At 52.8% G+C, this 20,901-nt stretch carries 26 protein-coding genes; 10 read left to right on the top strand and 16 right to left on the bottom strand.

What is annotated here, in order from left to right:
* Positions 1 to 118 precede the first annotated feature (118 nt).
* Complete coding sequence (locus tag M655_RS18165; RefSeq protein ID WP_005833252.1) at positions 119 to 475, top strand: response regulator; 357 nt, start codon at positions 119 to 121, stop codon at positions 473 to 475.
* Positions 476 to 784: 309 nt separating this feature from the next.
* Positions 785 to 1,495 (top strand): RNA polymerase sporulation sigma factor SigK, encoded by a 711-nt coding sequence (sigK, locus tag M655_RS18160; RefSeq protein ID WP_005833248.1) that lies wholly within the window; start codon positions 785 to 787, stop codon positions 1,493 to 1,495.
* Between the two features lie 316 nt (positions 1,496 to 1,811).
* Here sigK and M655_RS18155 read toward each other — a convergent pair whose 3' ends face one another.
* The 7 genes from M655_RS18155 to M655_RS18125 all read right to left on the bottom strand — a co-directional run bounded on the left by M655_RS18155 (position 1,812) and on the right by M655_RS18125 (position 5,179).
* Positions 1,812 to 2,108 (bottom strand): hypothetical protein, encoded by a 297-nt coding sequence (locus M655_RS18155; protein ID WP_005833246.1) that lies wholly within the window; start codon positions 2,106 to 2,108, stop codon positions 1,812 to 1,814.
* A 481-nt stretch (positions 2,109 to 2,589) separates the two neighbouring features.
* Positions 2,590 to 2,742 (bottom strand): carboxymuconolactone decarboxylase family protein, encoded by a 153-nt coding sequence (locus tag M655_RS18150; protein WP_155808572.1) that lies wholly within the window; start codon positions 2,740 to 2,742, stop codon positions 2,590 to 2,592.
* A 5-nt stretch (positions 2,743 to 2,747) separates the two neighbouring features.
* Positions 2,748 to 2,954 (bottom strand): hypothetical protein, encoded by a 207-nt coding sequence (locus M655_RS18145; protein WP_129552219.1) that lies wholly within the window; start codon positions 2,952 to 2,954, stop codon positions 2,748 to 2,750.
* Positions 2,955 to 2,976: 22 nt separating this feature from the next.
* Positions 2,977 to 4,110 (bottom strand): hypothetical protein, encoded by a 1,134-nt coding sequence (locus tag M655_RS18140; RefSeq protein ID WP_026558462.1) that lies wholly within the window; start codon positions 4,108 to 4,110, stop codon positions 2,977 to 2,979.
* 115 nt (positions 4,111 to 4,225) lie between these two features.
* Positions 4,226 to 4,675 (bottom strand): hypothetical protein, encoded by a 450-nt coding sequence (locus M655_RS18135; protein ID WP_005833242.1) that lies wholly within the window; start codon positions 4,673 to 4,675, stop codon positions 4,226 to 4,228.
* Between the two features lie 44 nt (positions 4,676 to 4,719).
* Entirely contained in the window at positions 4,720 to 5,088 is a 369-nt protein-coding gene (locus M655_RS18130) for an SMI1/KNR4 family protein (protein ID WP_005833240.1), read from the bottom strand.
* Positions 5,048 to 5,179, bottom strand: a complete 132-nt coding sequence (locus M655_RS18125; protein WP_007784819.1) for a hypothetical protein — start codon at positions 5,177 to 5,179, stop codon at positions 5,048 to 5,050. Before M655_RS18125 ends, M655_RS18130 begins: the two co-directional genes overlap by 41 nt.
* 49 nt (positions 5,180 to 5,228) lie before the next feature.
* Between M655_RS18125 and M655_RS18120 the strand changes: the two genes are divergently transcribed.
* Positions 5,229 to 5,516 (top strand): hypothetical protein, encoded by a 288-nt coding sequence (locus tag M655_RS18120; protein ID WP_005833238.1) that lies wholly within the window; start codon positions 5,229 to 5,231, stop codon positions 5,514 to 5,516.
* 586 nt (positions 5,517 to 6,102) lie between these two features.
* Positions 6,103 to 6,630 (top strand): CarD family transcriptional regulator, encoded by a 528-nt coding sequence (locus M655_RS18115; RefSeq protein ID WP_005833235.1) that lies wholly within the window; start codon positions 6,103 to 6,105, stop codon positions 6,628 to 6,630.
* Between the two features lie 140 nt (positions 6,631 to 6,770).
* On the opposite strand, the gene M655_RS18110 is transcribed toward M655_RS18115, so the two are convergent.
* From M655_RS18110 to M655_RS18100, 3 genes are all read right to left on the bottom strand, one after another.
* Positions 6,771 to 7,520, bottom strand: coding sequence for a GNAT family N-acetyltransferase (locus tag M655_RS18110; protein WP_286085854.1), 750 nt, complete (start codon positions 7,518 to 7,520; stop codon positions 6,771 to 6,773).
* Complete coding sequence (locus M655_RS18105) at positions 7,442 to 7,741, bottom strand: hypothetical protein (RefSeq protein WP_242507374.1); 300 nt, start codon at positions 7,739 to 7,741, stop codon at positions 7,442 to 7,444. The genes M655_RS18110 and M655_RS18105 overlap by 79 nt, the downstream gene beginning before the upstream one ends.
* A gap of 261 nt (positions 7,742 to 8,002) precedes the next feature.
* Complete coding sequence (locus tag M655_RS18100) at positions 8,003 to 9,070, bottom strand: CapA family protein (RefSeq protein WP_026558460.1); 1,068 nt, start codon at positions 9,068 to 9,070, stop codon at positions 8,003 to 8,005.
* A gap of 140 nt (positions 9,071 to 9,210) precedes the next feature.
* Here M655_RS18100 and M655_RS18095 point away from each other — a divergent pair, with 140 nt between their 5' ends.
* From M655_RS18095 to M655_RS18085, 3 genes are all read left to right on the top strand, one after another.
* Positions 9,211 to 10,383, top strand: a complete 1,173-nt coding sequence (locus M655_RS18095) for a UDP-N-acetylmuramoyl-tripeptide--D-alanyl-D-alanine ligase (RefSeq protein ID WP_007784826.1) — start codon at positions 9,211 to 9,213, stop codon at positions 10,381 to 10,383.
* 243 nt (positions 10,384 to 10,626) lie between these two features.
* Positions 10,627 to 11,610, top strand: a complete 984-nt coding sequence (locus M655_RS18090; protein ID WP_026558459.1) for a C40 family peptidase — start codon at positions 10,627 to 10,629, stop codon at positions 11,608 to 11,610.
* A gap of 73 nt (positions 11,611 to 11,683) precedes the next feature.
* Positions 11,684 to 12,106, top strand: a complete 423-nt coding sequence (locus tag M655_RS18085) for a histidine phosphatase family protein (protein WP_242507505.1) — start codon at positions 11,684 to 11,686, stop codon at positions 12,104 to 12,106.
* Positions 12,107 to 12,668: 562 nt separating this feature from the next.
* Here M655_RS18085 and M655_RS18080 read toward each other — a convergent pair.
* The 6 genes from M655_RS18080 to M655_RS18055 all read right to left on the bottom strand — a co-directional run bounded on the left by M655_RS18080 (position 12,669) and on the right by M655_RS18055 (position 17,001).
* Entirely contained in the window at positions 12,669 to 13,436 is a 768-nt protein-coding gene (locus M655_RS18080; RefSeq protein WP_007784833.1) for a FixH family protein, read from the bottom strand.
* Between the two features lie 5 nt (positions 13,437 to 13,441).
* Positions 13,442 to 14,053 carry an SCO family protein gene (locus tag M655_RS18075; protein ID WP_007784837.1) on the bottom strand — a complete coding sequence of 204 codons (612 nt, stop codon included), beginning with the start codon at positions 14,051 to 14,053 and terminating at the stop codon, positions 13,442 to 13,444.
* 53 nt (positions 14,054 to 14,106) lie between these two features.
* Positions 14,107 to 14,976, bottom strand: a complete 870-nt coding sequence (gene ctaG, locus M655_RS18070) for a cytochrome c oxidase assembly factor CtaG (protein WP_007784839.1) — start codon at positions 14,974 to 14,976, stop codon at positions 14,107 to 14,109.
* Positions 14,977 to 15,142: 166 nt separating this feature from the next.
* Positions 15,143 to 15,613: a thioredoxin family protein gene (locus M655_RS18065; protein WP_005833218.1), complete on the bottom strand. Its 471-nt coding sequence runs from the start codon at positions 15,611 to 15,613 to the stop codon at positions 15,143 to 15,145.
* Positions 15,614 to 15,616: 3 nt separating this feature from the next.
* Entirely contained in the window at positions 15,617 to 16,045 is a 429-nt protein-coding gene (locus tag M655_RS18060) for a disulfide oxidoreductase (RefSeq protein ID WP_005833216.1), read from the bottom strand.
* A 245-nt stretch (positions 16,046 to 16,290) separates the two neighbouring features.
* Positions 16,291 to 17,001: a metallophosphoesterase family protein gene (locus tag M655_RS18055; protein WP_286085853.1), complete on the bottom strand. Its 711-nt coding sequence runs from the start codon at positions 16,999 to 17,001 to the stop codon at positions 16,291 to 16,293.
* Between the two features lie 192 nt (positions 17,002 to 17,193).
* Between M655_RS18055 and M655_RS18050 the strand changes: the two genes are divergently transcribed.
* The 3 genes from M655_RS18050 to M655_RS18040 all read left to right on the top strand — a co-directional run bounded on the left by M655_RS18050 (position 17,194) and on the right by M655_RS18040 (position 20,836).
* Positions 17,194 to 17,985, top strand: coding sequence for a cupin domain-containing protein (locus M655_RS18050; RefSeq protein ID WP_026558457.1), 792 nt, complete (start codon positions 17,194 to 17,196; stop codon positions 17,983 to 17,985).
* 58 nt (positions 17,986 to 18,043) lie between these two features.
* Positions 18,044 to 18,766, top strand: a complete 723-nt coding sequence (locus M655_RS18045; RefSeq protein ID WP_026558456.1) for an NAD-dependent deacylase — start codon at positions 18,044 to 18,046, stop codon at positions 18,764 to 18,766.
* Positions 18,767 to 18,919: 153 nt separating this feature from the next.
* Positions 18,920 to 20,836 (top strand): ABC-F family ATP-binding cassette domain-containing protein, encoded by a 1,917-nt coding sequence (locus M655_RS18040; protein WP_005833211.1) that lies wholly within the window; start codon positions 18,920 to 18,922, stop codon positions 20,834 to 20,836.
* Positions 20,837 to 20,901 lie beyond the last annotated feature (65 nt).

Here is a 20,901-nt window from a genome sequence, read left to right as displayed (position 1 = left end):
ACAGGTATGCTCTCCTTATTACATGAATCCTTTCCAATCAAGTATTCTATTGCTATTGTTTACTCCTATTGAAAATGGGTATATGTTACTAGGACAAAAGGTTGAGGAGATGTAATTTATGGCTAGAATATTAGTCGTTGATGATGCTGCGTTCATGAGACTACGGTTAACGGACATTTTGACAAAAGGCGGGCATGAGGTAATTGGTGAGGCTGAGAATGGTTTGGAGGCAATAGAAAAATATGCACAATTAAAGCCTGATTTAGTCACAATGGATATTACAATGCCTGTGATGGAGGGAATAGATGCCGTAAAGGGCATTAAGAAAATCGATCCCAATGCATCAGTTATCATGTGTTCTGCTATGGGACAACAACAAATGGTTCTAAATGCTATTCAGGCTGGCGCGAAAGATTTTGTGGTGAAACCTTTTCAAGCAGACCGGGTACTCGATGCCATCAAAAAGATTGTCTAGGGGCTGTCCAAAAAGGGCAAATCCGCTAACGTTTAAAAATCAGAAACATTGCTATATCAACGTTTCTGACATACAAAGGGGCATCTCAAAGTCGAAATATCGACTTTTGAGACAGCCCCTTTTTAAGTCTTATTGAATGTTAAAAAACAAACTTGGGTTCCTGTCTTAACGAGAATTATTACAGAAACTGGACGAGATTGGTCTTTGGACACTTCACATTTGTAAGGGGTTTTCATGTGGTACTTGCACATCTGGGTATTCGCCCACATAAGGATAGAAGTAAGCTATCCAGACGTGGAGGTGGCAGCCATGTCCAGCATCATCGCGGCGCTTTCCCTTGTGTTCAAGGAACTTCTCATGTTTGTCGCTTATGTCAAGAACAACGCGTTCCCCCAGCCTCTTCAGGATACGGAAGAAGAAAAGTACCTCCGACTCATGGCAAAAGGCGATCCGTACGCCCGCAACAAGCTGATCGAGCACAATTTGCGGCTGGTGGCGCATATTGTGAAGAAATTCGAAAACACCGGCGAAGACAGTGAAGATCTGATCTCCATCGGCACGATCGGACTCATCAAGGCGATCGAGAGCTACCAGGTGGAGAAGGGAACCAAGCTTGCTACGTATGCGGCGCGTTGTATTGAAAACGAAATCCTGATGCACCTTCGCAGTTTGAAGAAGACCAAAAAGGACGTTTCCCTGCACGATCCCATCGGCACGGACAAGGAAGGCAATGAGATCACGCTCATCGATGTGCTCGGTACGGAGACGGACGCAGTGGTGGATGCTGTCCAGCTCAAGCTGGAATCGAACAAGATTTATCAGCACATCCACATCCTCGACGATCGGGAAAAAGAGGTTATCATTGGCAGGTTTGGACTCGATCAGGACAAAGAAAAAACGCAGCGCGAAATTGCCCGCGAGCTTGGCATTTCCCGTTCGTACGTCTCCCGCATCGAGAAGCGGGCACTGATGAAGCTGTTCAATGAGTTTTACCGGACGAAACAGACACAGGGGAGATAAACAGATAGAAACCGCTGGCGGTTTTCGGCTAGTGGTTTTATCCCCATATGTACGAAACGCAGCGAAATGTCCTGTATCCGGCAACGTTGTGCCGAAGTGAGGCAAACGCTCGCCACTATACGAAAAAAGCGTTAGGAGTGCCTTCGGGTACTCCTTTTGTTTGATGCGAGGTATAGAACGGTTCTTATTTATTTATCTTCTTTCGTGATTGCACATTTCGTCAGTCTGTGCATCAATAATGAAGGTGTAATGCCAAGAGCTTTTGCGAATATGCAATAGTTGTTCCAGTAATCGTAATTTTACATCGAAAAACAGGTTATATATCTGTGTATGTGAGTCTCTCCCTGATTACTTTCCATTCCAAATTTTCGTACACTAAAACATATTCATAGTGGTTTACGCGCAAGTTCCCTTCACTTGTCGTGACTTTTTTATTAACATCCACATGATATTTCCCTTCAGCAAATTGGATATTGGTATGATTTTTAGCGCCTGCCATTTCCAACTCGTTTGATGCTTTGTTGTGTTCACTGATGAATTCTTTAACGGTAAGCAGTGCCCCCATATTACCAGGCAGGTCTTTGAATTGAAAAAAAACAGTTAACACGATCATAGCCAGAACAATCCCAATGATCCAATTTCTAGTCTTTTTTATAATAATCACCACATTTTTCTAGTTCTATGAAAATGAAATGGTGCATGATGAACTTCAGATACCATAATATAATACGTTTTCAATAAATTAGAAGTTACGATGGGCACTATTTTTTCATTTTTTTCTGCAAGCTTTTTCAAATCCAACTCAATCATACTCAGTCAACTGTTCAAATGTAACACCAGCCCTCAGTTGTCCCAGCCGCTAGGATCGCCATTTTATACAGATCAAGCCGGATCACTTCGTCATTCGGATGGCGGTTGATAAGTCTGGATAAACTCTTTGCCAGCTTGTATGCTGGATGATTGTTCACGACCGTGTGGATTGGCCCTGATCTACAATACGGTATCCATAATGGTAATACCCATAACCTGTTTTGCAAGCAAGAATAATGGAGGGGGCAAACTATGCCTCCCTCCATTACTGACCGCCATATTCGTTACAATGTTTTGCTCGCAGAAGCGCTTACGATCTGTCTGGTAGAAACGTTCAGCCGATTCCACAGGTTGGCCGTGGCGATCCCGGCGATCAAGGTCGCCAGTGCCTGCCCTTCGAAATGGCGTGCAGCGTCATGGAAGATTTCATCCGGCACTGGATCTACCCGGTCGTTGATTCGGGTAACCGCTTCGCTGAGAGCAAGGGCAGCACGCTCGCTATCGTGGAAGTATGGCGCTTCACGCCATGCCGATACAGCAAGTAGGCGCTCATTGTCCGGGTTTCATCCGTCAGTTTTATAGAAGCTTTATAGGCAAGCTGTGGCTCCTTCTCTTTTGCTGGCTCCGCAACTACTGTTGCCCATCTCACTATGAAGTTCTTGCTCCTCCCCCTACCTCACACGCGATTGCCACCCTTCAAAACGGCTCATGTGCACCGAGTCCAAATCCCCGACAAAAAATGACTTGCCATCAGCCGCCCATCCCAAAAATTGGATGTTGTCGATGGTGTCCAAATAGGAGCTGCCGTCGAGCGGGTATGTAAACGTTTGATTCGCCGTCTTTACGACAAGCTGCTCGATGGCATCCTGGGCATTGGAGGTGAAGAGAAATTTTTCTGCGACGTAGTTATGACCGGTCGGGGACCAGAAAACTTTGGTCAAGTCGCGGTCCATAGACACGGGATGAGGGTTATCGGCGGTCGGCACGCTTTTGCCTGTTTGCAGGTCGGTTATAAAGCCGTGCCATTCTTTGACGTCAAAGCGCAGCTTCATATCGTTCGAATACGAAGGAAAGCTTTTGAACGAATGCGTGTACTTGAGCCCTGTCGGCAAATCAAGCTCTTTAATTGTGCCGTTTGCCTTGTACAGTACTTTTTTGGATGTGGGTATCCAGTAGAGCAGCTTTACCGCCTGTGTGCTGCTTTCTTCTTCAGCCGGGAGCGAAAATTGGTCGTTGACCTTCATTTTCAGCGTGTTCATGTCTTGCAGGTAAAGCTTGTGGCGCTTTTGCAAATTTGGTTCTTTCCGATCCGACTGGATAAAGGTGAGGTAGTGGCCGTCCGGCGCAAGCGCATAATCGAGAATCGGTGTGTCGGCGGTCCCTTTTACGAGCAACGTTTTTTGGTTCGTGAGCGGGTTGTAGCGGTACAAGCTGGCTTGGTCCATAAGGAGAAGCTCGTCCTTGCTCTGTGCCCACTTGGCGAAACCGCTCAGTTGGCGCAGTTGCTTCGTTTTGCTGTCATACAAATAGGGGATGGTCGGTTCCCCTGCTTTGAACCCTTGCTTCTCTGCATACACAAACCGTCCGCTCGGCGACATGCTCGCGCGGTGCACGGCGGGAAGCTGCGCAATGAGCGTTTGCTTTTTTCCATCCAGGCTGATCCGGTATATTTTCGAAGGTTGGGCGGCAGCGTTCGTTGTGGTCGAAGCGGCGCTCGCTGCGCTTGTTCCGGGCGAGGCTAACGGAGAGCATACGGATGCGGCAAGGAGCACTGCTGCCAAGGCTAGTTGTTTCGTTTTTTTCATCAGGCATCATCCTTTCTCTGACTGATTAGACGTGCAAAAAGCGGGAAAGTTACCAAAACAGCAAAAAAGACTCCCTGTTGGCAGTCTTTTTGCTTAGCTTGTGCAGGAGGAGCGGTCAGCGGACCGTGCCATCGGTCGAAACCGGGATGCTGGCTTGCTTTTTCCAGCAGGACAGGACGAGATAGCCGAATGCGATGCCGCAAATGCTGGAAAGCTTGCTTCCATAATAAAAAAACGACATGGCAGGAAGGTATTCCGCTGCGGGAGAATAGTAAAGGAGAAAAAGGATACTGCCCATAAGCGCGGGAATGCCGAACGCAATGAATTTGATCCAGTCAAATGACCAGCTTTCTTTTGCCGCACATGTTTGAACAAAAGCAGGCAGCCCAAACAACAAGCCGATGGAGACGGGATAGAGAGTGCTGTACAAGATCGCGGGAAAATGCTCAAACGTCGCTTTTGCTTCCGCCATGAAAACTTGTTCGTAATACAAAACAAGATCCAAGACGAATGCGGCAAAGATCACATATCCTACATAAAGGGCAAAGAGCTTGAATTTTTTCATGCGCGTTTCCTCCTGGTCTTTATCCGAACCGTTTCGCGAACGGCCTATTCCAACCAAAATTCTTTCCCCTCCCGTTCGAGCAGTTTCATAAACCATTCGGTAAAACTCATGTGCAAGTCCAGCGGGTTTTCCGGGTCCATCGCACTGATCCACGTCAAGTAGCCATTTTCCGCTCCGGCTTGCTCCTGGTTTACACAAAGGGCGCCAATGGAGTGACTGCTCCAGATGATCGGGTAATGCGGATCGTCAATGCTGTATCCTTTCCAATAGTCAATCACTTCCGACAGGCTCAAAATGTCATAGCCGCCGCCGTAGTCGCTGTGCTGGAACAGGACGGCTTTGCTGTATTGACTGATAAAAGAGCGGTAATCATCAGGGAGCCAAAATTTGTAGCGGGCAACGAACTGGTCCAACGCTGCCGAAGATTTTTACCACTCGCTTCGCTTCGTCGTAAACAAGTTCTCCGGCGAGCGAATCAATGAGCGTTTGGAAATCGGTATTCATGTCGGGTTCCTCCGAACAACATTTGAAATGGAAGGGCAGTGGTGTATGTATGGAATTTCTGATTGTGATTGGTTCAAAAGTGCTGACATTTCACTTCCTGTCCATTGTGCTCAGCGGGGTGTTGCGCTTTGTATGGCCAAAGCTTCATCTGCTCATGATTTTGGGCGCCAATGCGATCGCGGGATTTTTGTTTTTGCAAAAGCTGGAGCTGACCTGGTCCGTTGTATTTTTGGGCATCAATTTGCTTACAGCACTCGGCGGAATCGGGATTGCGAGTTTGCTGAGAAAATTGATTCGCGATCTGCACGAGGAAGGCGGGACCGGACATACGCGATGACGGGTGGCTTTGTCTACTGCTTCTGGTTCAAGTCATGCCTGTGGCGCACTCAAGGCGTTAGGATGATAAACAAGCTTTTTAGGTCGAAGGACTGGCCAAAACGGCATAAAGCTGCCCTTTCATCCTATTCTGTATTCGCTCCCGTTTTTTCTTGTTTTTTAGCAATATTTCCCTTTTGTTCCGTTCACATGAAAAAAGTCCCCGAACAAGGCCAACGGGTTGCCTTTGTTGCCAATAGAGCGAGTGAAAAGAAGCAGGCATCGCGCACAGATGCCTGCTTTTCGCTGGGCAAAAGCAAGCCAGTCCTCTTCCCGTTCGGCAAGCTCGCGAGGATAGTTTTTTGCTTACTCCTTCCAGTAAATAAACAGCTTTTGGAAGAGAAAGGGACATCGCCTGCCAAGGAAAACCCGTCCTAATCCCTGACAGGCAAAAGCGCATCGGGACGGCTGTTTTCTTCACGAATCTTTCATGCATTTTTATCCAAAATTAAATATTGACTTAAAATAAAAGTGCATGATAAAATAAAAATTTTTAAATTCGATAACTGTGTTATAATGAATTAGATCGCATTGTAGGAGGTGGACGTATGTTTCATGTAGGTGACAAGATTTTTTACCCGATGCACGGGGCAGGCGTAGTCGAGGCAGTGGAAGAAAAAGAATTCCTGGGTGAAAAGCAGCTCTATTATGTGCTCAACATGCTGCAAAAAGAGTTGAATATCATGGTCCCTGTTGAAAAAATGTCCGCACTGGGCATTCGCATGGTCGTAGAGGCTGGCATTTTGGATGAAGTGTTGGCGATCATGCAGGCAGAGAGCCCTGACTCCACGTTGAATGCGGCACAGAGATACAAGCAGAATACAGAAAAAATGAAGAGCGGCGATATTTATGAGCAGGCGGAAGTGATCCGTGATTTGTGGCGGATCAGCCAGGGCAGAATATTGGGCACGAGTGACAAGTTGATGCTAGACAATGCCCAGCAGATGATGGTCAGTGAAATTGCTCTCGTAAAAAATGTGGACATCGAGCGGGCTACGCAATTGCTGCGTCATGCGCTGTCTGAAGAACCGCTGGCCCAGCCAGGGGCAGCGGTATCAAAAGTGCATGCGGGGTAAACGGAAAAAGGCAGCAAAGGGTGTGATTGCTTCGGCAGTCGCCCCCTTTTTTTCGTTACCCGTTGGCAACGAGCCTTTTGCTAAAAAGCGCGGCAAGGCCAGCTTATCTGCTTTTGCAAACTGGCCTGGCTGCTCACGGACTAGGGCGAACGGACCAGGCTGTACTCCAGGCGGCTGGCAAACGGGCGATAGCCGGCACGTAAAAAGGCATGGGCCATCGGCTTGTTTTGCTGGTCGGTGTCAGCGCGGATATACGCCTGTCCTGCCGCAAGCAAAAGCTCGGTTGCCCGGCGCAGCAGCGGATGAATATAGCCGTTTCCGCGTTGTTCAGGCAGGACGCCGATGTACCCGATGGTGGCATACGTCGGGCTGACCGTAGGCATGAGTAACCCGATGAGCTTGGCGTCTCGGGTATAAGCGAGCTGCCACCATTTGGGCTGATGGGCCATCCGCTGCAAATCGCGAAACATTTCCTCGGCCTGAGCCGCGGCTCCTTTTGCCTGGCGCTCTTGGACGATGTACTGGTCGAAGGTGAAGCGGGAGACGCGCTCGATCGCATCGACGAACGCCGCTTCCCCTACCTCTGGCATGGTGCGGTACACGATTTCGTGTTCGCTGTTTTTGCTGTGACCGAGAGCAGTCTGCGCGCGGTCGGGCGGCGCATGCCAATCAAAACGGTCCGTCATCCGGCTGAGCTGAAAGCCGGCAGCTTCCAGCACGGCCTGTCGCTTGGCGGGATGGGTTTGCCACTGCGGCGTCATCGGGGGAGTGTCCACTACATGCCCGATCGTGCCGTCCAACTGCGTGCCCATCAGCAAGCACGCCTCGCGAAACAGAGCAAGCCCAAGCCGGGCGCAGTCAGCCGCTTCCCACGGCACATCCCATAACACGACGTCTGTCGCCACTTCGCTTCCAGGCAGCGTCCAGAAGGCGAGTCTTCCCAGCCACGCCCCTCTTTCTCCAGGACAAAGCACCATTCGCGGCGCATGGCTCCTTTTGCCAGCATCGCTTCCAAATAGGTAGCGACATCGTGAACAACCTGCCCGGACTGGCGGCCGAACGCAGCAAACGCTGTCACCTCATCGGCGGTAATCGCGCGAACATGCAGCAAAGCAATCTCTCCCTTTTGTATCGGATTCAACAGCGAACAGCCCAGGTGAAAAATTTTCATAGGAATGCCGGATAAAACAACTTTCTGTAACTATCCAAATTAATATTGGTGGTTACTTGATGATTTTACCAAAATGTTTCGATAACTGTCAAATTGCATGCGGCAACGGCTGGGCAGCCACAAGCTTGTCCACAACGGCGGCGCAAGCCTTGGCAAAGAATGAAGAAAAAGAAGGAAGGGAGCCAGGCTTTTGGCCCCCTTTTACTCGATCAAAATACTTGGCTTACGGCCGATGATTTGAATCGCGCGGTTCCACAGGAGCCGCAGCTTTTTTCGTTGCAGCAGGGGAAGGTGCGGATCGGGATGCTTCAAGTACGAACGGATGGGAATGACCCGAAAACGGACGCGGCCTCCTTGCAGGAAGCGCTGGCAGTAGGTCGGGATGACGGAGATTTGTCCGATGGCGACCTGCCCGTGGGCATCCTTTTCCACAGAAAAGCGCAGAATGGCCCCAATCTGTGACTGATCGAAGTGCAGCATTTTCTCGGAAGTGAAATTGCCGAGCGAGTAGGCGACGAGTGTGCGCTTTTTTCTGCCACCCGCAAGCGAGATCGCCGGGGTGACGACGGGTTGCAGGACGTGCGGATGCGCGCCGAGAATGACGTCGGCGCCGTGGTAGAGGAGACTTTGCACAAGCAGGCGCTGGTTCGCTGTCGGGGTGTAGCGGAATTCCACGCCAAAATGCAGCGCAACGATCACGAGGTCGACGAGCGGGCGGATGGCGGCGATGTCCTGCAAAATGGCGTCGCGGCGGATGAGATTGGCGAGCCATGGCATGTGGGCGGGAATGACCTGTTTGTTCGTTCCGTACGTGTAAGCGAGCAGCGCGATGCGGATGCCGTTCACTTCCCGGACAAAGGGAATGCTCGCCTCCTGCGGGGAGCGGTACGTGCCTGTGTGCGCAAGCTTGTAGCGATCCAGGACGTCCAGTGTGCGGCAAAGTCCGTTTGGCCCTCCGTCCAGACAGTGGTTGTTCACGGTCGTCACGACGTCAAAGCCGACTTGCTTCAGGTCGCGCGCCAGCTCGTCGGGACAGTTGAACCGAGGATAGCCAGTTCGTGCCGAGCCGATCTGGTAGGGCTGGCCTTTGCCGGAAAACGTTGTCTCCAGATTGCCGATCGTCAAGTCAGCGCCTGACAGGATGGGGGCGAGCGGAGCGAACATATCCGCAAAGGAATACTGATCCACAGAAGCCAGCTTGGCGCAAGCCACCTGCTCCTTCCACATGAGGATATCGCCTACAGCGGCGATGGTGACCTTCTTTTTCATTGGCTTCACCTCTCCACTCTACTCTATTCCAAAAGTCGTCCGTCCGTTTTGGATAGAAGCGGAACGTTTTCATAGATAGCGGTCTATACAGGCTGTTTCCCTCGGACATACAATACGAAAGCGGATTGGGAGAGGGGGGAATGTCAGTGAAAAAGAAAGGGAAAAAGACAAAAAGAGGGCCGTCAAAGACGGTGATTCTGAACAAGCCGGTGATCGCGGTGACGGGAAGCGCCGGAAAAACGACGACGAAAGAAATGATCTATGCGATTTTACAAAGACGCATGCCCACGTATCGTTCGATGTACAACAAGAACTTTTTGGGCAATACGAGAGCGCATGTCAGCCGTTTGCGGGACGAGCACAAAGCGGCCGTGCTTGAATTCGGGATATTGAGGAGTGGACATATTCGCCAGCATTGCCAGATCATTCAGCCGAATCTGGGGGTTATAACGAACATAGGCACTGCGCACATCGGCAATTTCGGCGGAGACATCGGACGGCTCGCCATGGCAAAATCCGAGCTGATCCGCAACATGAAGTCTACCGGTATCGTCTTTCTCAATTGGGATTGTCCATACTCGCGCCAGTTTACCCAGCAGCCTTTTGCAGGGACGTTTGCTGGTAGATTCGTTACGTTCGGGGTCGAGCAGGAAGCGCATTATCGGGCGGACAGCATTGCGCAGGAGGAAGGCGGAATTTCCTTCGTCTGCTCGTTTCAGCAGCAAAGGGAGGCGATGTTCATTCCGATTTTGGGAGAACACAACGTGTACAATGCGCTGGCGGCGATTGCGGTTGCGCATACACTCGGCATCCCGTTCCAGGAAATTCGGGAGGGGCTGCGCCGGTTCCAGCCGCAGCGGAAGCGGCTCGTCAGCTATCGGTTGGCCCACAATGTCCAGGTGCTGGACGATACGTACAGCTCCAATCCGGATGCGGCCAAGGCGGCGATTGATGTGCTCAGCCAGTCTGGACACAGCACCAAAATAGCCGTGCTGGCGAGCATGCTGGAGATGGGCTGCTACGAAGTGCGAGGGCACGAGGAAGTCGGGGAGTATTTGAGTCAAAAAAATGTGGATTATTTGTACACGTTGGGGAGAAGTGCCCGCCATATTGCGCGCGCGGCCATCCGGGCAGGCTTTCCCGCGAACCGGGTCATGCATTGCCCGAACAAAGAGGTCTTGCACCGCAGTCTCGCCAAAAGAATGAAACCCGACACTACTTTTTTGATAAAAGGCTCGCATCGGCTGAAAATGGGAGAAACCGTACAGTTTTTGTGCAATGTGCTTGCGAGAGGGAAGCGAAAACCTCGGTAGCGATGCCAGGACCTGTCAAGCGAGCAGGCGCTTGTCCCGGGAGCGGACAAGGGCCTTTTTGGCATGGGGAAAAGGTATGGGGCGAATCGGTCAGACAGGCCTGGGATACAGGGCTATGGTCATCCGACTATGTAATCAAATCCTCTGTTGGAAAGATTTACAGGCTTAAACGGGTCGAGTTTTTCCAGTAAAGTGGGATTGTACCCGATCCGTTGGGAAAAAACACAGCCAGGAGGAGAACGAATGACGAAACGAGATTGGTTGCAAAAGTCGACTGTCGCCGTCATGCTAAGCACATCCCTGCTTCTGTTCGCAGAAGGTGGACAGGCAGCAGCTAAGACTGCGGATTCGCAATCTTCTGTCAAAGCAGGAAAAATCGTGCAGGTCGCTACATCCCTGATCGGCAAAGACTACAAATACGGGGCGGTTGGTCCGAACTCGTTCGGCTCTGCGGGACTTGCTACGTACATCTACAAACAGGCCGGCGTGACGATTGACGACACGATTGCCAAGCTGTACAAAGCCGGAAAGTCCGTCTCGGCAGACAATATCCAGCCTGGGGATTTGCTGTTCTTTTCCTCGAATGGAAAAGGCGCACCTGCCTTCATGGGAATTTACATCGGAAATGACCAGTACATATACTCTTCGCAAGGCGAAGATGCGGTAGTTTTGAAAAAAGTCAGCAATTATACGAAGAAGCTGCTTGGCGCACGCCGAATTTTGGCGGAGGACACCGGCACGGGAACAACTCCGGACCCGGGTCAGGAGGAGGAGTCCAACTCTTCTGCAATCGCGGACAAGGTGATTGCGGCCGGGAAAAAATACATCGGCACACCGTATGAGTACGGCTCGTCCCGTGCGAACAAAAAGACGATGGATTGCTCCGAGTTTACGATGTGGGCGTACCGCGAAGGCGCCAATATCGACATGGGCAACGGCGGCGCGCGCTCCCAAGCCAATTTTGTGAAAAGCAACGGCACTTATACAACAGATATTAACAAGCTGAAAAAAGGCGACCTGGTCTTTTTCATGGCCTATAAAGGCTACAAGGAGTCCGACTACAAAGGCATCAACGTGCCTAAGCAAAGCATTACCCACGTCGGCATCTACATGGGTGACGACAAGCTGCTGCACACCTTCTCCAAGGAGTCTGGCGGCGTGAAAATTACCGATTTCAAAAATACGCATCGGGAATACCGCTTCATCATGGGCGGACGCCCGTATTGACTTTTTGCCAGAGGATTATACGGGTTCTACCGATTTGCCTTTGACGAGCAAAGGGCTTATCCAAGTGGCGAAAATGTCTGCTCGCGTGCAAAAAGAGTTTCCGCCCGAGTTTATTTGGAGCAGTACGTTGAAGCGAGCCAGTCAAGCAGCCGGGATTTTAGCCGACGCGGTCGGCTGTCCGGTAGCGTATCTGGATGACCTGAGAGAAAGGCAGGAGACGGAGAGCATACGGGAGTTCAGGGCACGCGCGGAACGCATCCTTTCTTCTATCGAGGAAAACAGCAAAGCGTACAAGCGGATTGCGATTGTTTCCCACGGCGGAATGATAACCAAACTGATAGAAAGCTTCCTTCCGTTGCCGCATGAGAATAACGTCTGCTTCCACTCTGACAACACAGGGATTCATCTGTTGGAACAGACGCCGAAATGGAAGATCATCCGGTTTGCGAACAGCACCGCTCATTTGAACGGGGACGAACCGGCTGCGAACGGATAGCCAGTCTGCTGCCAACAGCAGTTTTTAGAGGACAATAGCGGAAAAATAGGTGAATGACCACGGGCAAACGCACAGTCCATCTGTGCGTTTGCTGCATCTCTTATAGGGAGACTTGTAGGAGGTGAAACGTCATGTCATATCAGTATCCCCCAGGAGGTTACCCGCCGCCACCGCCACCCGGAGGTTCTTCTGGAGGTTTTCCTCCCCCGCCGCCAGGCCCACCCCCAGGCAGGACGCCCAGCTCGCCGGGATCGCGAGGATACGGGGGAACGCGTCGGATTGAACCAGGCGGATTTTATCCGTGCCTGTATCGCTATACGTACATTTGGCTGCAAAATGGGCGGTCTTTCTGGTTTTATCCCGTATTCATCGGTCGTTCGTCCGTAACAGGCTACCGCTGGAGAGGAAACCGCTGGGAATACTATGGCTTGGAACTGAACCGGATTGCCTACTTTACTTGCTAATACGAAAAGACGCAGCGCTTTCTAGCAAAACGGCCTTCCTGGATGGGAAAGGCCGTCTTGGCTTGCCGTCCCGATCAGGTGCCAGGCTTATGTGCCTGTTACTTGACCGTCACGGTGAAATCTTTGTGGTCGTGCACGTCGCCTTTTTCCAGATGGACCTTCAGCGTGTATTCCCCGGAAGCGGGGAAGGAGAGGCGGCCTTCGTACTGCCCGGGACTCGTTTCTTTCGCATCGACGAAGCTGTGCTTCACCTCATCTCCCGTCCAAAACTCGAACTTGACCGTACCTTCCGCAAATGGCTGGTTGTCTTTTAGCAGATGAACGACCATGGCCGCTTCGGTTTGCGCCTTGAGCTCGTCTGGAGGCATCAAGTGAAAGTCGACTCCACTGGCTGCATGCGCTTTGTCTGCGGCTGCTTTGCCGTGCTCGTGTCCGCCGTCTGCATGACCCGTAGCGGCGTGGTCGGCGCTGGCTGCGGCTTTTACGGTAAAAGGCGTCTTTTGCATGTTGTGGAAATCGCGGGCGGTGACGTGGTAGTAGACAAAGTAGGAGCCAGGCTCGCTGATCGTCTGCTGCGCCGTATAGACGCCATCGGCTACGAGTTTCGCCGGAATCGTCTCGTGCTTTTCCTGTCCATCCTTCCACCATTCGAAGGACACTTCCCGGGCATCGTCCACAGGCTTGCCTTCCTGCGTCACCTTGACCGAAAACGTAATGGGTTGACCCGCTACCGGCTCGGCAGGCTCTATCGAAAAAGCGGCGTCAACTGGGGCGCCGGAAGCTTCCAGCGCTTGGTCGTTCTGGCTGGAACAAGCCGCAGCCAAAACGACCAGTGCGGACAGGCATAGCGTGAAAAAGCGTTTCATTTGCGTTACCCTTCCTTCTTCAAGTTCAACAACTCTTGATAAATTTGCTCCGGATCAAAGTCCTCGCCCATCCCGAACTTGCGGATGACCGCGTTGTTTTGATCGACGAGGTAAGTGCTCGACGTATGCGAGATAAAGCCGTCCTCGGTCTTTTTCGCAAAGAAGCCGAGAGAGCTGGTCACGGTGCGAATCGTCTCTTCGTCGCCGCGCAAAACAATCCAGCCTTCGTCTGCAATCCCGAGCTGTTTGACGTAGTAGCGCAGCACGTCCGGCGTATCGTTTTGCGGGTCGATCGTAATCGTCAAAAACTCAATGCCGTGCCCCATGAGTCCAGCCGCTTGCAGCCGTTTTTGCAGTTGCACCATTTTCACGGTGGTCGTCGGGCAAATGTCGGGACAGCGCGTATAGATCAGCTCGACCAGGCGGATGCTCCCGGGCTTCGGCGCGAGGGAGTAAGCCTCTCCGTCCAGCGTCTGTAGCTGTACGTCCGGCAGCTTGGCCGAAACCGACGACGGGCTCAGCCAAAACCACGAGGCGACGAGCGCGGCGAGGACGAGCAGCGGCAAAAACAGCAGCAGCCGTCTCAGCCGGATAGCGGCAGTCGGGGTGAGTGGCACGCGGGATGCCTCCTTTTTTCGCAAGTAAAATGAGAGAGCCGCTTTTTGGGCCGTTATTGCGGGATCAGTTGATCGTCCGGCTGATCTTTTTCTTTCCGGTACCAGGCGGTAAACACATAGGCCAAAACGGAGCCGTACGTCAACTCCTGCACCAGCTTCATGATGATTCCGCCAAGCCGCTGATCGTCCAGAGGCAGGAGCGGAACGGCGAACATCGATTTGTCGATCGGCGCGGAGAAGAACGGCGCACACAGCATGGAAGGACCGTTGACATACGTGCCGTACAGCGCCGATTCCGAAAAAATAATGAGCGCACAGGCTGGCGTAATCAGCACGCCGTTGGCAAAAATGTAGGCCAGCTTTTGCAACTCGGACAGCCGATGAATCTCCGGAATAGGGGCGATGACAGGCAACCACATCAAAATGGCCGCAACCAAAAGCAGCAGGTGAATCAGATTATGTAGGGCCAGGTTGTTCATCGCCATGTCTAGAATAACAGGCATGTGGTAAAACGAAAATAGGGCATTGAACAAAAGGACGGCCGGGATCGGATGGCTCGCCACGCGCAAAACCTGTTTCAGCCCCCTGGGTTCAAACAGCGAGCGCATGAGCCAGGCTGGTGTGCCAGACAAAAGCAACAGCGGCATCACCAGGTAGAGAATGGACTGCTGAAGCATATGGGCACTGAACAAAAAGTGGCCAGCGACGTTTAGCGGGCTGCCCATGCCGAAATAAAACAGCAGCAAGCCAGCGGAAAACGACAGTTTCTGTATGAGCGTGGCTGGCTTTGCGTCCGGAAACGTCCGGCGCAAAGGTCCTGTCAGCGAAAAGTAGGCAAGTCCGATGAGAGCGGTCAACAAAATCAGCTCCGGGTTCCACGTCGCCCGAAAGCCAAACGTTTCGGTCAAGTCGATGAGGGTCAACGCCATTACCTCCGTTTTCCTGGAATATTCCCCATTACCCATTATAGGCATTCGCTTCCAAAAGCCTAATGACTCGTTTGGGCTATTTCTCGTTGTATGCGTTCACATATTTGTCACCGAGGCAGCAAAAAGCCCCCGAACGGTAAAGTCCGAGGGCTTTTTGCCACTATGATTTTTTCTGCTCTTCCAGCCATTTCTTCCACTCGTCGGCTTCGTGGCCGCCTACCAGACGAGCGACTTCCTTGCCGTCCTTGTAGTGAACCAGGGTCGGGGTAAATTCGATCTGGAACTCATCCCAGCTTGCATTAAATTCAAGCAGGTTGTGCTTTTTCATGTCGATCTGCATGTCCTTGACGATTGGCACGAGGACCGGGGTGGTTGCGCGGCAATGCTCGCACAGCGGGCTGTAGTAGTAGACGAACAAGTCTTCCTTGCTCTCGATCTTCTGCTTCAACTCTTCTGGCATAATCAGGTTGTCGTACAGCGGATCTTTCAGTTGCTCGATGGTAGCCGGATTCAGATTGGCTTTTCCGTACGGGTTGCCTGCAGCCGCCTCGCGGTTGGAAATATCCGAGTACACAATGGCGCCAATGAGCAGCGCAGCTACCAGGATGGAAAAAAAGATAATTTTTTTCATGCATCAAATCTCCTTTGCGTTTTTCATGACGATGAACAGCAGAATGCTAATCAGCGTAAAGGCGACCAGCGCCAAAAACGGAATCGTGATAAAGCCGAACCAGTTGATGTAGTCCGTATTGCAAGGCACGATACCGCAAGCGTTGCCCAGCTCATGCAGGGCAGGCACCTTTTGAATCAGGTAATGGTAGAGGGAGATGCAGCCGCCGATCAGCGAAAGAATCAGGGCGTATGATGACATCTTGTAATCTTTTTTGGCGGAGGCCACCCCCAGCAAAATGATGAGCGGATACATCAAGATTCGCTGGTACCAGCACAGATCGCACGGTATGTACTTCAATACTTCCGAAAAAAACAGGCTTCCCGCTGTGGCAATCAGGGACACGCCCCATGCCGCAAACATGGATTGTTCCATCACTTGTTGACGTTTCATAACAACACCTCGTCCCTCTATCTTATCATATTACGAATCGGAAGTAGATTATAAAAAGTAACAATTTGTAAAAGCAAAGCGGCTTGTCCGAAAAAAGCGGGAAACGCTACCTGAAGCAGTAGCCACAGGTAGGAGCCAAAGCTTTGCCACACAAAGGAGGTGTCGTCGAACTCAGATGATCCGCACGGACATGGTGGGCTGGGCGTCGCGAATCGGGACGAAGATCGATTGCAAAGAGGGCCACTCTACCAAAAGATTCCGCGCCGGTAAGCAGCTCCACCGTCAATCCCGACGAGATTGCCCCGCCGCCACGGCCCATGGCCCTCATAGTCAGGCAACCGGGGAACAGGGGTGTGACCGAAGACGATCGGCCTGTCTCCTCCATAATAAAGGTAGAAGGGCTTCCGAATCCACAGGAGATCTTCTGGATTTTGCTCGTGCAGAAGGATTCCCGGGCGAATCCCGGCATGGACCAGGAGAACCGCGGGCGCTCCTGATTGCGGGTCAGCCGGAAGCTCCATGTACAAAGGCAGGCTGGACAAGGACGGCAACAGCCCCGGGTACTTGGCCAAAATCAACCGCCGGGCTTCTTCCTGTTCTGCGGCAGACGGCATGGAATGCAGAAACGCCCGGCGCAGCGGATGAGGGCCGAGCAGCGAACGGATCGTGGCATCCCCTCCGTTGTAGCGCAAGTAAAGCTCCGGATTTCCTTGCCCAAGCAGCCAATCTTCCAGCATCTGCTCGTGATTGCCTTTGAGCAGAAAGACTTGGTTCGGGTGCTGCTGGCGGAGGCGGAACAGCTCGAACAGCACTTCCTTGGACTCGGGCCCGCGGTCGATCATGTCGCCAATCACATAGAGCCGATCCCCTGACTGCGGGGAAAAAGAGGCATCACGCAATGCCCGCTGAAAAGCCTGATTCTGTCCATGAATATCCGAAACGAAATAGGTGGCCACTTCCCATCCCCTCCAAAAGAGAACTTGGCGCGACTGTTATCACCATATGTATAAAAGGAGGAAGAGTGTAAAGGCATGCGCGCAGGCCGTAGCGAGCAAAGCGGCGCCTAAACATGGGCGCACCAACTGAGGGCAGCGGAATATGGATACGTATGAGACATATACCCACATGTTGGAGGGAAAATTGGACAGATGGCTACATCCTATCGGGATTACACTTCACCCAATACGCAATTCACATACGATCTGCGCAACAACACGTTTTTTCGCAAAGACGCCGGGAACTTCATTGACGCGCTCGGCATCCAGCAACTGAACACGCTTGGCAACACGTCGTTGCTCGACATTTTCCTGACGACGGGAAATGTGATTGAGCCGCATATTCACCAAAACGCTTCCGAGCTCGTCTACTGTGTGACGGGAGAGGCGATCGTTTCGATCATCAACCCGTTTACGAACCAGTTGCTCAACTTCAATATCAAGCCGCGGCAAGTGGCGAACGTGCCGCAGGGCTGGTGGCACTATGAAGTAGCCTTGACGGACGATACCCATCTGATCGCGATATTCGACGCGCCTGTACCGGAAGTGATTTTCGGCTCCGACATCCTGCGACTGACCCCGGCGAGCATCTGGGCACACACGTATTGCCTTGACGAAGCGAAGGTAAAAGACACCTTTGCGCCGATTACCCGGACCGTCGTCATCGGCCCGCCGCTCGGCTGCCAGCAGGGGGCAAACCCCGCTCCCAACCAGGGCCAAAGCCAATGGCAGCACACTTCCAGCCAATATCCGCACTACGACTATTCCAGTCAGTATTCCAGCCAATGGCCGGTGAACTCCTACTACGATGCTGCGGCTTACACGCAGCCGCCGGAGTACGGACAGTACACCCATTACCCGGAGCTGGCGGGCTACACCTACTATTCGCCTAGCCAGCCGCAAACCGCTTATCCACAGCAGTACGGCTACTCTGCGGCTTACTAGCTGTACACCCTCTTTTTCCTCCGATACAATGGGGGCAAAAAGAAAGAGGGGGATGCAGATGGAAGCGCTTGCCAAATGGCTGCAGGAATCGCCGGGCGCGGTCGTCTTTACGGGTGCTGGCATGTCGACGGAAAGCGGCTTGCCGGATTTTCGCTCGCAGACCGGACTGTGGCGCGGAAATGATCCGCAAAAGCTCGCGAGCACGCAAGCGATGCGAAGCAACCGCGAGTCGTTCGTGGAGTTTTACCGGATGCGAATCGAGGGGCTTTGCTCCTGCAAACCGCACGCCGGGCATGAAATATTGGCAAAATGGGAGCAGCGCGGCCTGCTTGCCGGCATCATCACGCAAAATGTAGACGGCTTTCACCAGCGGGCCGGGAGTCGGGCGGTCGCACAGCTTCACGGGACGTTGACGACGGTCAGTTGCATTCGCTGCCGGAAAAGCTACCCGAGCGAGCGGTATTTGCAGGAGGAAGGAAGCCAGTGTGAGTGCGGAGGCTTCGTTTGTCCGGATGTCGTCCTGTTCGGAGAGTCGTTGCCCCAGTCGCAGATTGACCTGGCAGTGGAATGGACAGAGCGCGCGCCGCTATTGATCGTGCTCGGCTCGTCGCTTACGGTCAGTCCCGCCAACTGGTTTCCGCAGCGCGCCAAAGAAAACGGAGCCAGGCTGGTGATCGTCAACCAGGAGCCGACTCCGCTGGACGGATGGGCGGACTTGGTCGTGCACGATGTGAAAATCGGCGAGCTGCTGTCGCGCACGGAACAGTGGCTTCACCGTTGAATGAACGGCAGGCGTACTCTCGATTGCAGGGAGTACGCCTGCTTTTGATCTGGCGGCAGGAAATTTGCGGGCAGTCAGTCCCTAGAGCTTCCGCGAAAAAAATGGTACGATTCTGTGAGGACGGCAAATCGAAAAGTACAGGTGACGACGACCATGCAGATTATTTCAGTAGAAAACCTCTCCAAAAGCTACGGAGAGAAAGTTTTGTTCGATAACATCTCCTTTCATATCGCAGAGCAGCAGCGGATCGGCCTGATCGGAGTCAACGGCACAGGAAAATCATCTCTGCTGCGGATCATGGCGGGACAAGATACGCCCGATAGCGGAAAAATCATTCATGCGAACCATTTTCACGTGGAATATTTGCCGCAAAATCCGAGCTTCGATGAAGAATCTACGGTGCTTGCGCAAGTTTTTTACGGAGAGTCCCCGCTCATCCAGTTGCTGCGGGAATACGAGGTAGCGCTGGAAGCGGTGCAGCAAGACCCGGAAGACGAGAAAAAGCAGGCGCGGCTGTTTGCCGTCCAAAGCCGGATGGATGCGGCCGATGCGTGGGAGAGCAATACCCAGGCGAAAATGATTTTGACCAAGCTCGGTCTGTCCAACTTTTCGCAAAAAGTAAAAGAGCTGTCTGGCGGCCAGCGCAAGCGGGTAGCGATGGCAAGAGCGCTGATCCAGCCAGCCGATTTGCTGATTCTCGACGAGCCGACGAACCATATCGACAACGAGACGGTTGAGTGGCTGGAGGAATACTTGTCCCGCTACAAAGGCGCCTTGCTGCTCGTCACGCACGATCGCTATTTCCTCGATCGCGTGACGAACCGCACGTTCGAGCTGGATCGCGGCAAGCTGTACAGCTACGAAGGCAACTACGCGACGTTTTTGGAGAAAAAAGCCGAGCGCGAAGAAAACGAGGCGGCGGCAGAGGACAAGCGGCAAAATTTGCTGCGCCGCGAGCTGGCCTGGCTGCGCCGGGGGGCCAAAGCGCGGACGACCAAGCAAAAAGCGCGCGTCCAGCGGGTAGAGGAGTTGCGCGATCGGACGGTGGACGGTCCGGCGGCGAAGCTGGAAATGGCGCTGGGCGCAAGCCGCCTGGGCAAAAAGGTCATCGAGATCGAGCACATCGAAAAAGCGTACGGGGATAAAAAGCTGGTCGACGACTTCAGCTATATCGTGTTGCCAGGAGATCGCGTCGGGATTATCGGTCCAAACGGCAGCGGCAAATCGACGCTCTTAAACATGCTTGCGGGCCGCATCCAGCCTGACAGCGGAACGATTGACGTCGGCACGACGGTGAAAATCGCCTACTACACGCAGGACAGCGTGGAGATGGACGAAAAGCTGCGAGTGATCGAGTACGTCAAGGAAGCGGCAGAGGTGATTACGACGAGCAACGGAGAGGCGATTACGGCTTCGCAAATGCTGGAGCGCTTTCTGTTTTCCCCGTCGATGCAGTGGACGCCGATATCCAAGCTGTCCGGCGGCGAGCGGCGCAGGCTGTACTTGCTGCGGACGTTGATGGGCGAGCCGAACGTGCTGTTTTTGGATGAGCCGACCAACGATCTCGACATCCAGACGTTGAGTATTTTGGAAGACTACCTGGAGCAGTTTCCCGGAGCGGTCATTACCGTTTCCCACGATCGCTATTTTCTCGATCGCACGGTTGACCATCTGTTCGCCTTTGAGGGCAACGGGCAGATTCGCCACTTTACAGGCAACTATTCCGAATATCTGGAAGAAAAGCGGAGAGAGAACGCGGCAGCCTCTGCCGGGGCGCAGCAGCAGCCAGCCGAGAAGCAGCCGGGCAGTCAGGCGACTCGCGGCAACAACCGCACGAAAAAGCTCTCCTATAAAGATCAGAAGGATTGGGATACGATCGAAGGCAAAATCGCTTCGCTGGAAGAACGCCTCGCGCTGCTGAAAAAAGAAATTGCCGGGGCGGGCAGCGACTACGGCAAGGTAGAAAAGCTGTTTGCCGAGGAGCAGCAGGTGACAGCCGAGTTGGAAGCGGCCGTGGAGCGTTGGGCGGAGCTGTCTGCGCTGGTCGAGGAACTGGAGCAGGGGAAGTAATTGGCAGCGTGCCAATCTCTGTGTGCTTAGCCAGTTATTGAGGCTGGGAAAGCGACGCCGATCTC

The sequence above is a fragment of the Brevibacillus sp. NSP2.1 genome (assembly GCF_000470975.2).
In the GTDB taxonomy this organism is placed as follows: Bacteria; Bacillota; Bacilli; order Brevibacillales; family Brevibacillaceae; genus Brevibacillus; species Brevibacillus agri.
This window is presented reverse-complemented; position numbering and strand designations above follow the sequence as displayed.

Bases quoted from the DNA above. Each gene is read 5' to 3' on its own strand.
- M655_RS18065 (WP_005833218.1), bottom strand. From the start codon at position 15,613: ATGAAAAAAATTATCTTTTTTTCCATCCTGGTAGCTGCGCTGCTCATT.
- M655_RS18155 (WP_005833246.1), bottom strand. From the start codon at position 2,108: ATGATCGTGTTAACTGTTTTTTTTCAATTCAAAGACCTGCCTGGTAAT.
- M655_RS18090 (WP_026558459.1), top strand. From the start codon at position 10,627: ATGACGAAACGAGATTGGTTGCAAAAGTCGACTGTCGCCGTCATGCTA.
- M655_RS18095 (WP_007784826.1), top strand. From the start codon at position 9,211: ATGTCAGTGAAAAAGAAAGGGAAAAAGACAAAAAGAGGGCCGTCAAAG.
- M655_RS18120 (WP_005833238.1), top strand. From the start codon at position 5,229: ATGGAATTTCTGATTGTGATTGGTTCAAAAGTGCTGACATTTCACTTC.
- M655_RS18040 (WP_005833211.1), top strand. From the start codon at position 18,920: ATGCAGATTATTTCAGTAGAAAACCTCTCCAAAAGCTACGGAGAGAAA.
- M655_RS18125 (WP_007784819.1), bottom strand. From the start codon at position 5,179: ATGAATACCGATTTCCAAACGCTCATTGATTCGCTCGCCGGAGAACTT.
- M655_RS18135 (WP_005833242.1), bottom strand. From the start codon at position 4,675: ATGAAAAAATTCAAGCTCTTTGCCCTTTATGTAGGATATGTGATCTTT.
- M655_RS18050 (WP_026558457.1), top strand. From the start codon at position 17,194: ATGGCTACATCCTATCGGGATTACACTTCACCCAATACGCAATTCACA.
- M655_RS18045 (WP_026558456.1), top strand. From the start codon at position 18,044: ATGGAAGCGCTTGCCAAATGGCTGCAGGAATCGCCGGGCGCGGTCGTC.
- M655_RS18080 (WP_007784833.1), bottom strand. From the start codon at position 13,436: ATGAAACGCTTTTTCACGCTATGCCTGTCCGCACTGGTCGTTTTGGCT.
- M655_RS18140 (WP_026558462.1), bottom strand. From the start codon at position 4,110: ATGAAAAAAACGAAACAACTAGCCTTGGCAGCAGTGCTCCTTGCCGCA.
- sigK (WP_005833248.1), top strand. From the start codon at position 785: ATGTCCAGCATCATCGCGGCGCTTTCCCTTGTGTTCAAGGAACTTCTC.
- M655_RS18165 (WP_005833252.1), top strand. From the start codon at position 119: ATGGCTAGAATATTAGTCGTTGATGATGCTGCGTTCATGAGACTACGG.
- M655_RS18060 (WP_005833216.1), bottom strand. From the start codon at position 16,045: ATGAAACGTCAACAAGTGATGGAACAATCCATGTTTGCGGCATGGGGC.
- M655_RS18085 (WP_242507505.1), top strand. From the start codon at position 11,684: ATGTCTGCTCGCGTGCAAAAAGAGTTTCCGCCCGAGTTTATTTGGAGC.
- M655_RS18115 (WP_005833235.1), top strand. From the start codon at position 6,103: ATGTTTCATGTAGGTGACAAGATTTTTTACCCGATGCACGGGGCAGGC.
- M655_RS18100 (WP_026558460.1), bottom strand. From the start codon at position 9,070: ATGAAAAAGAAGGTCACCATCGCCGCTGTAGGCGATATCCTCATGTGG.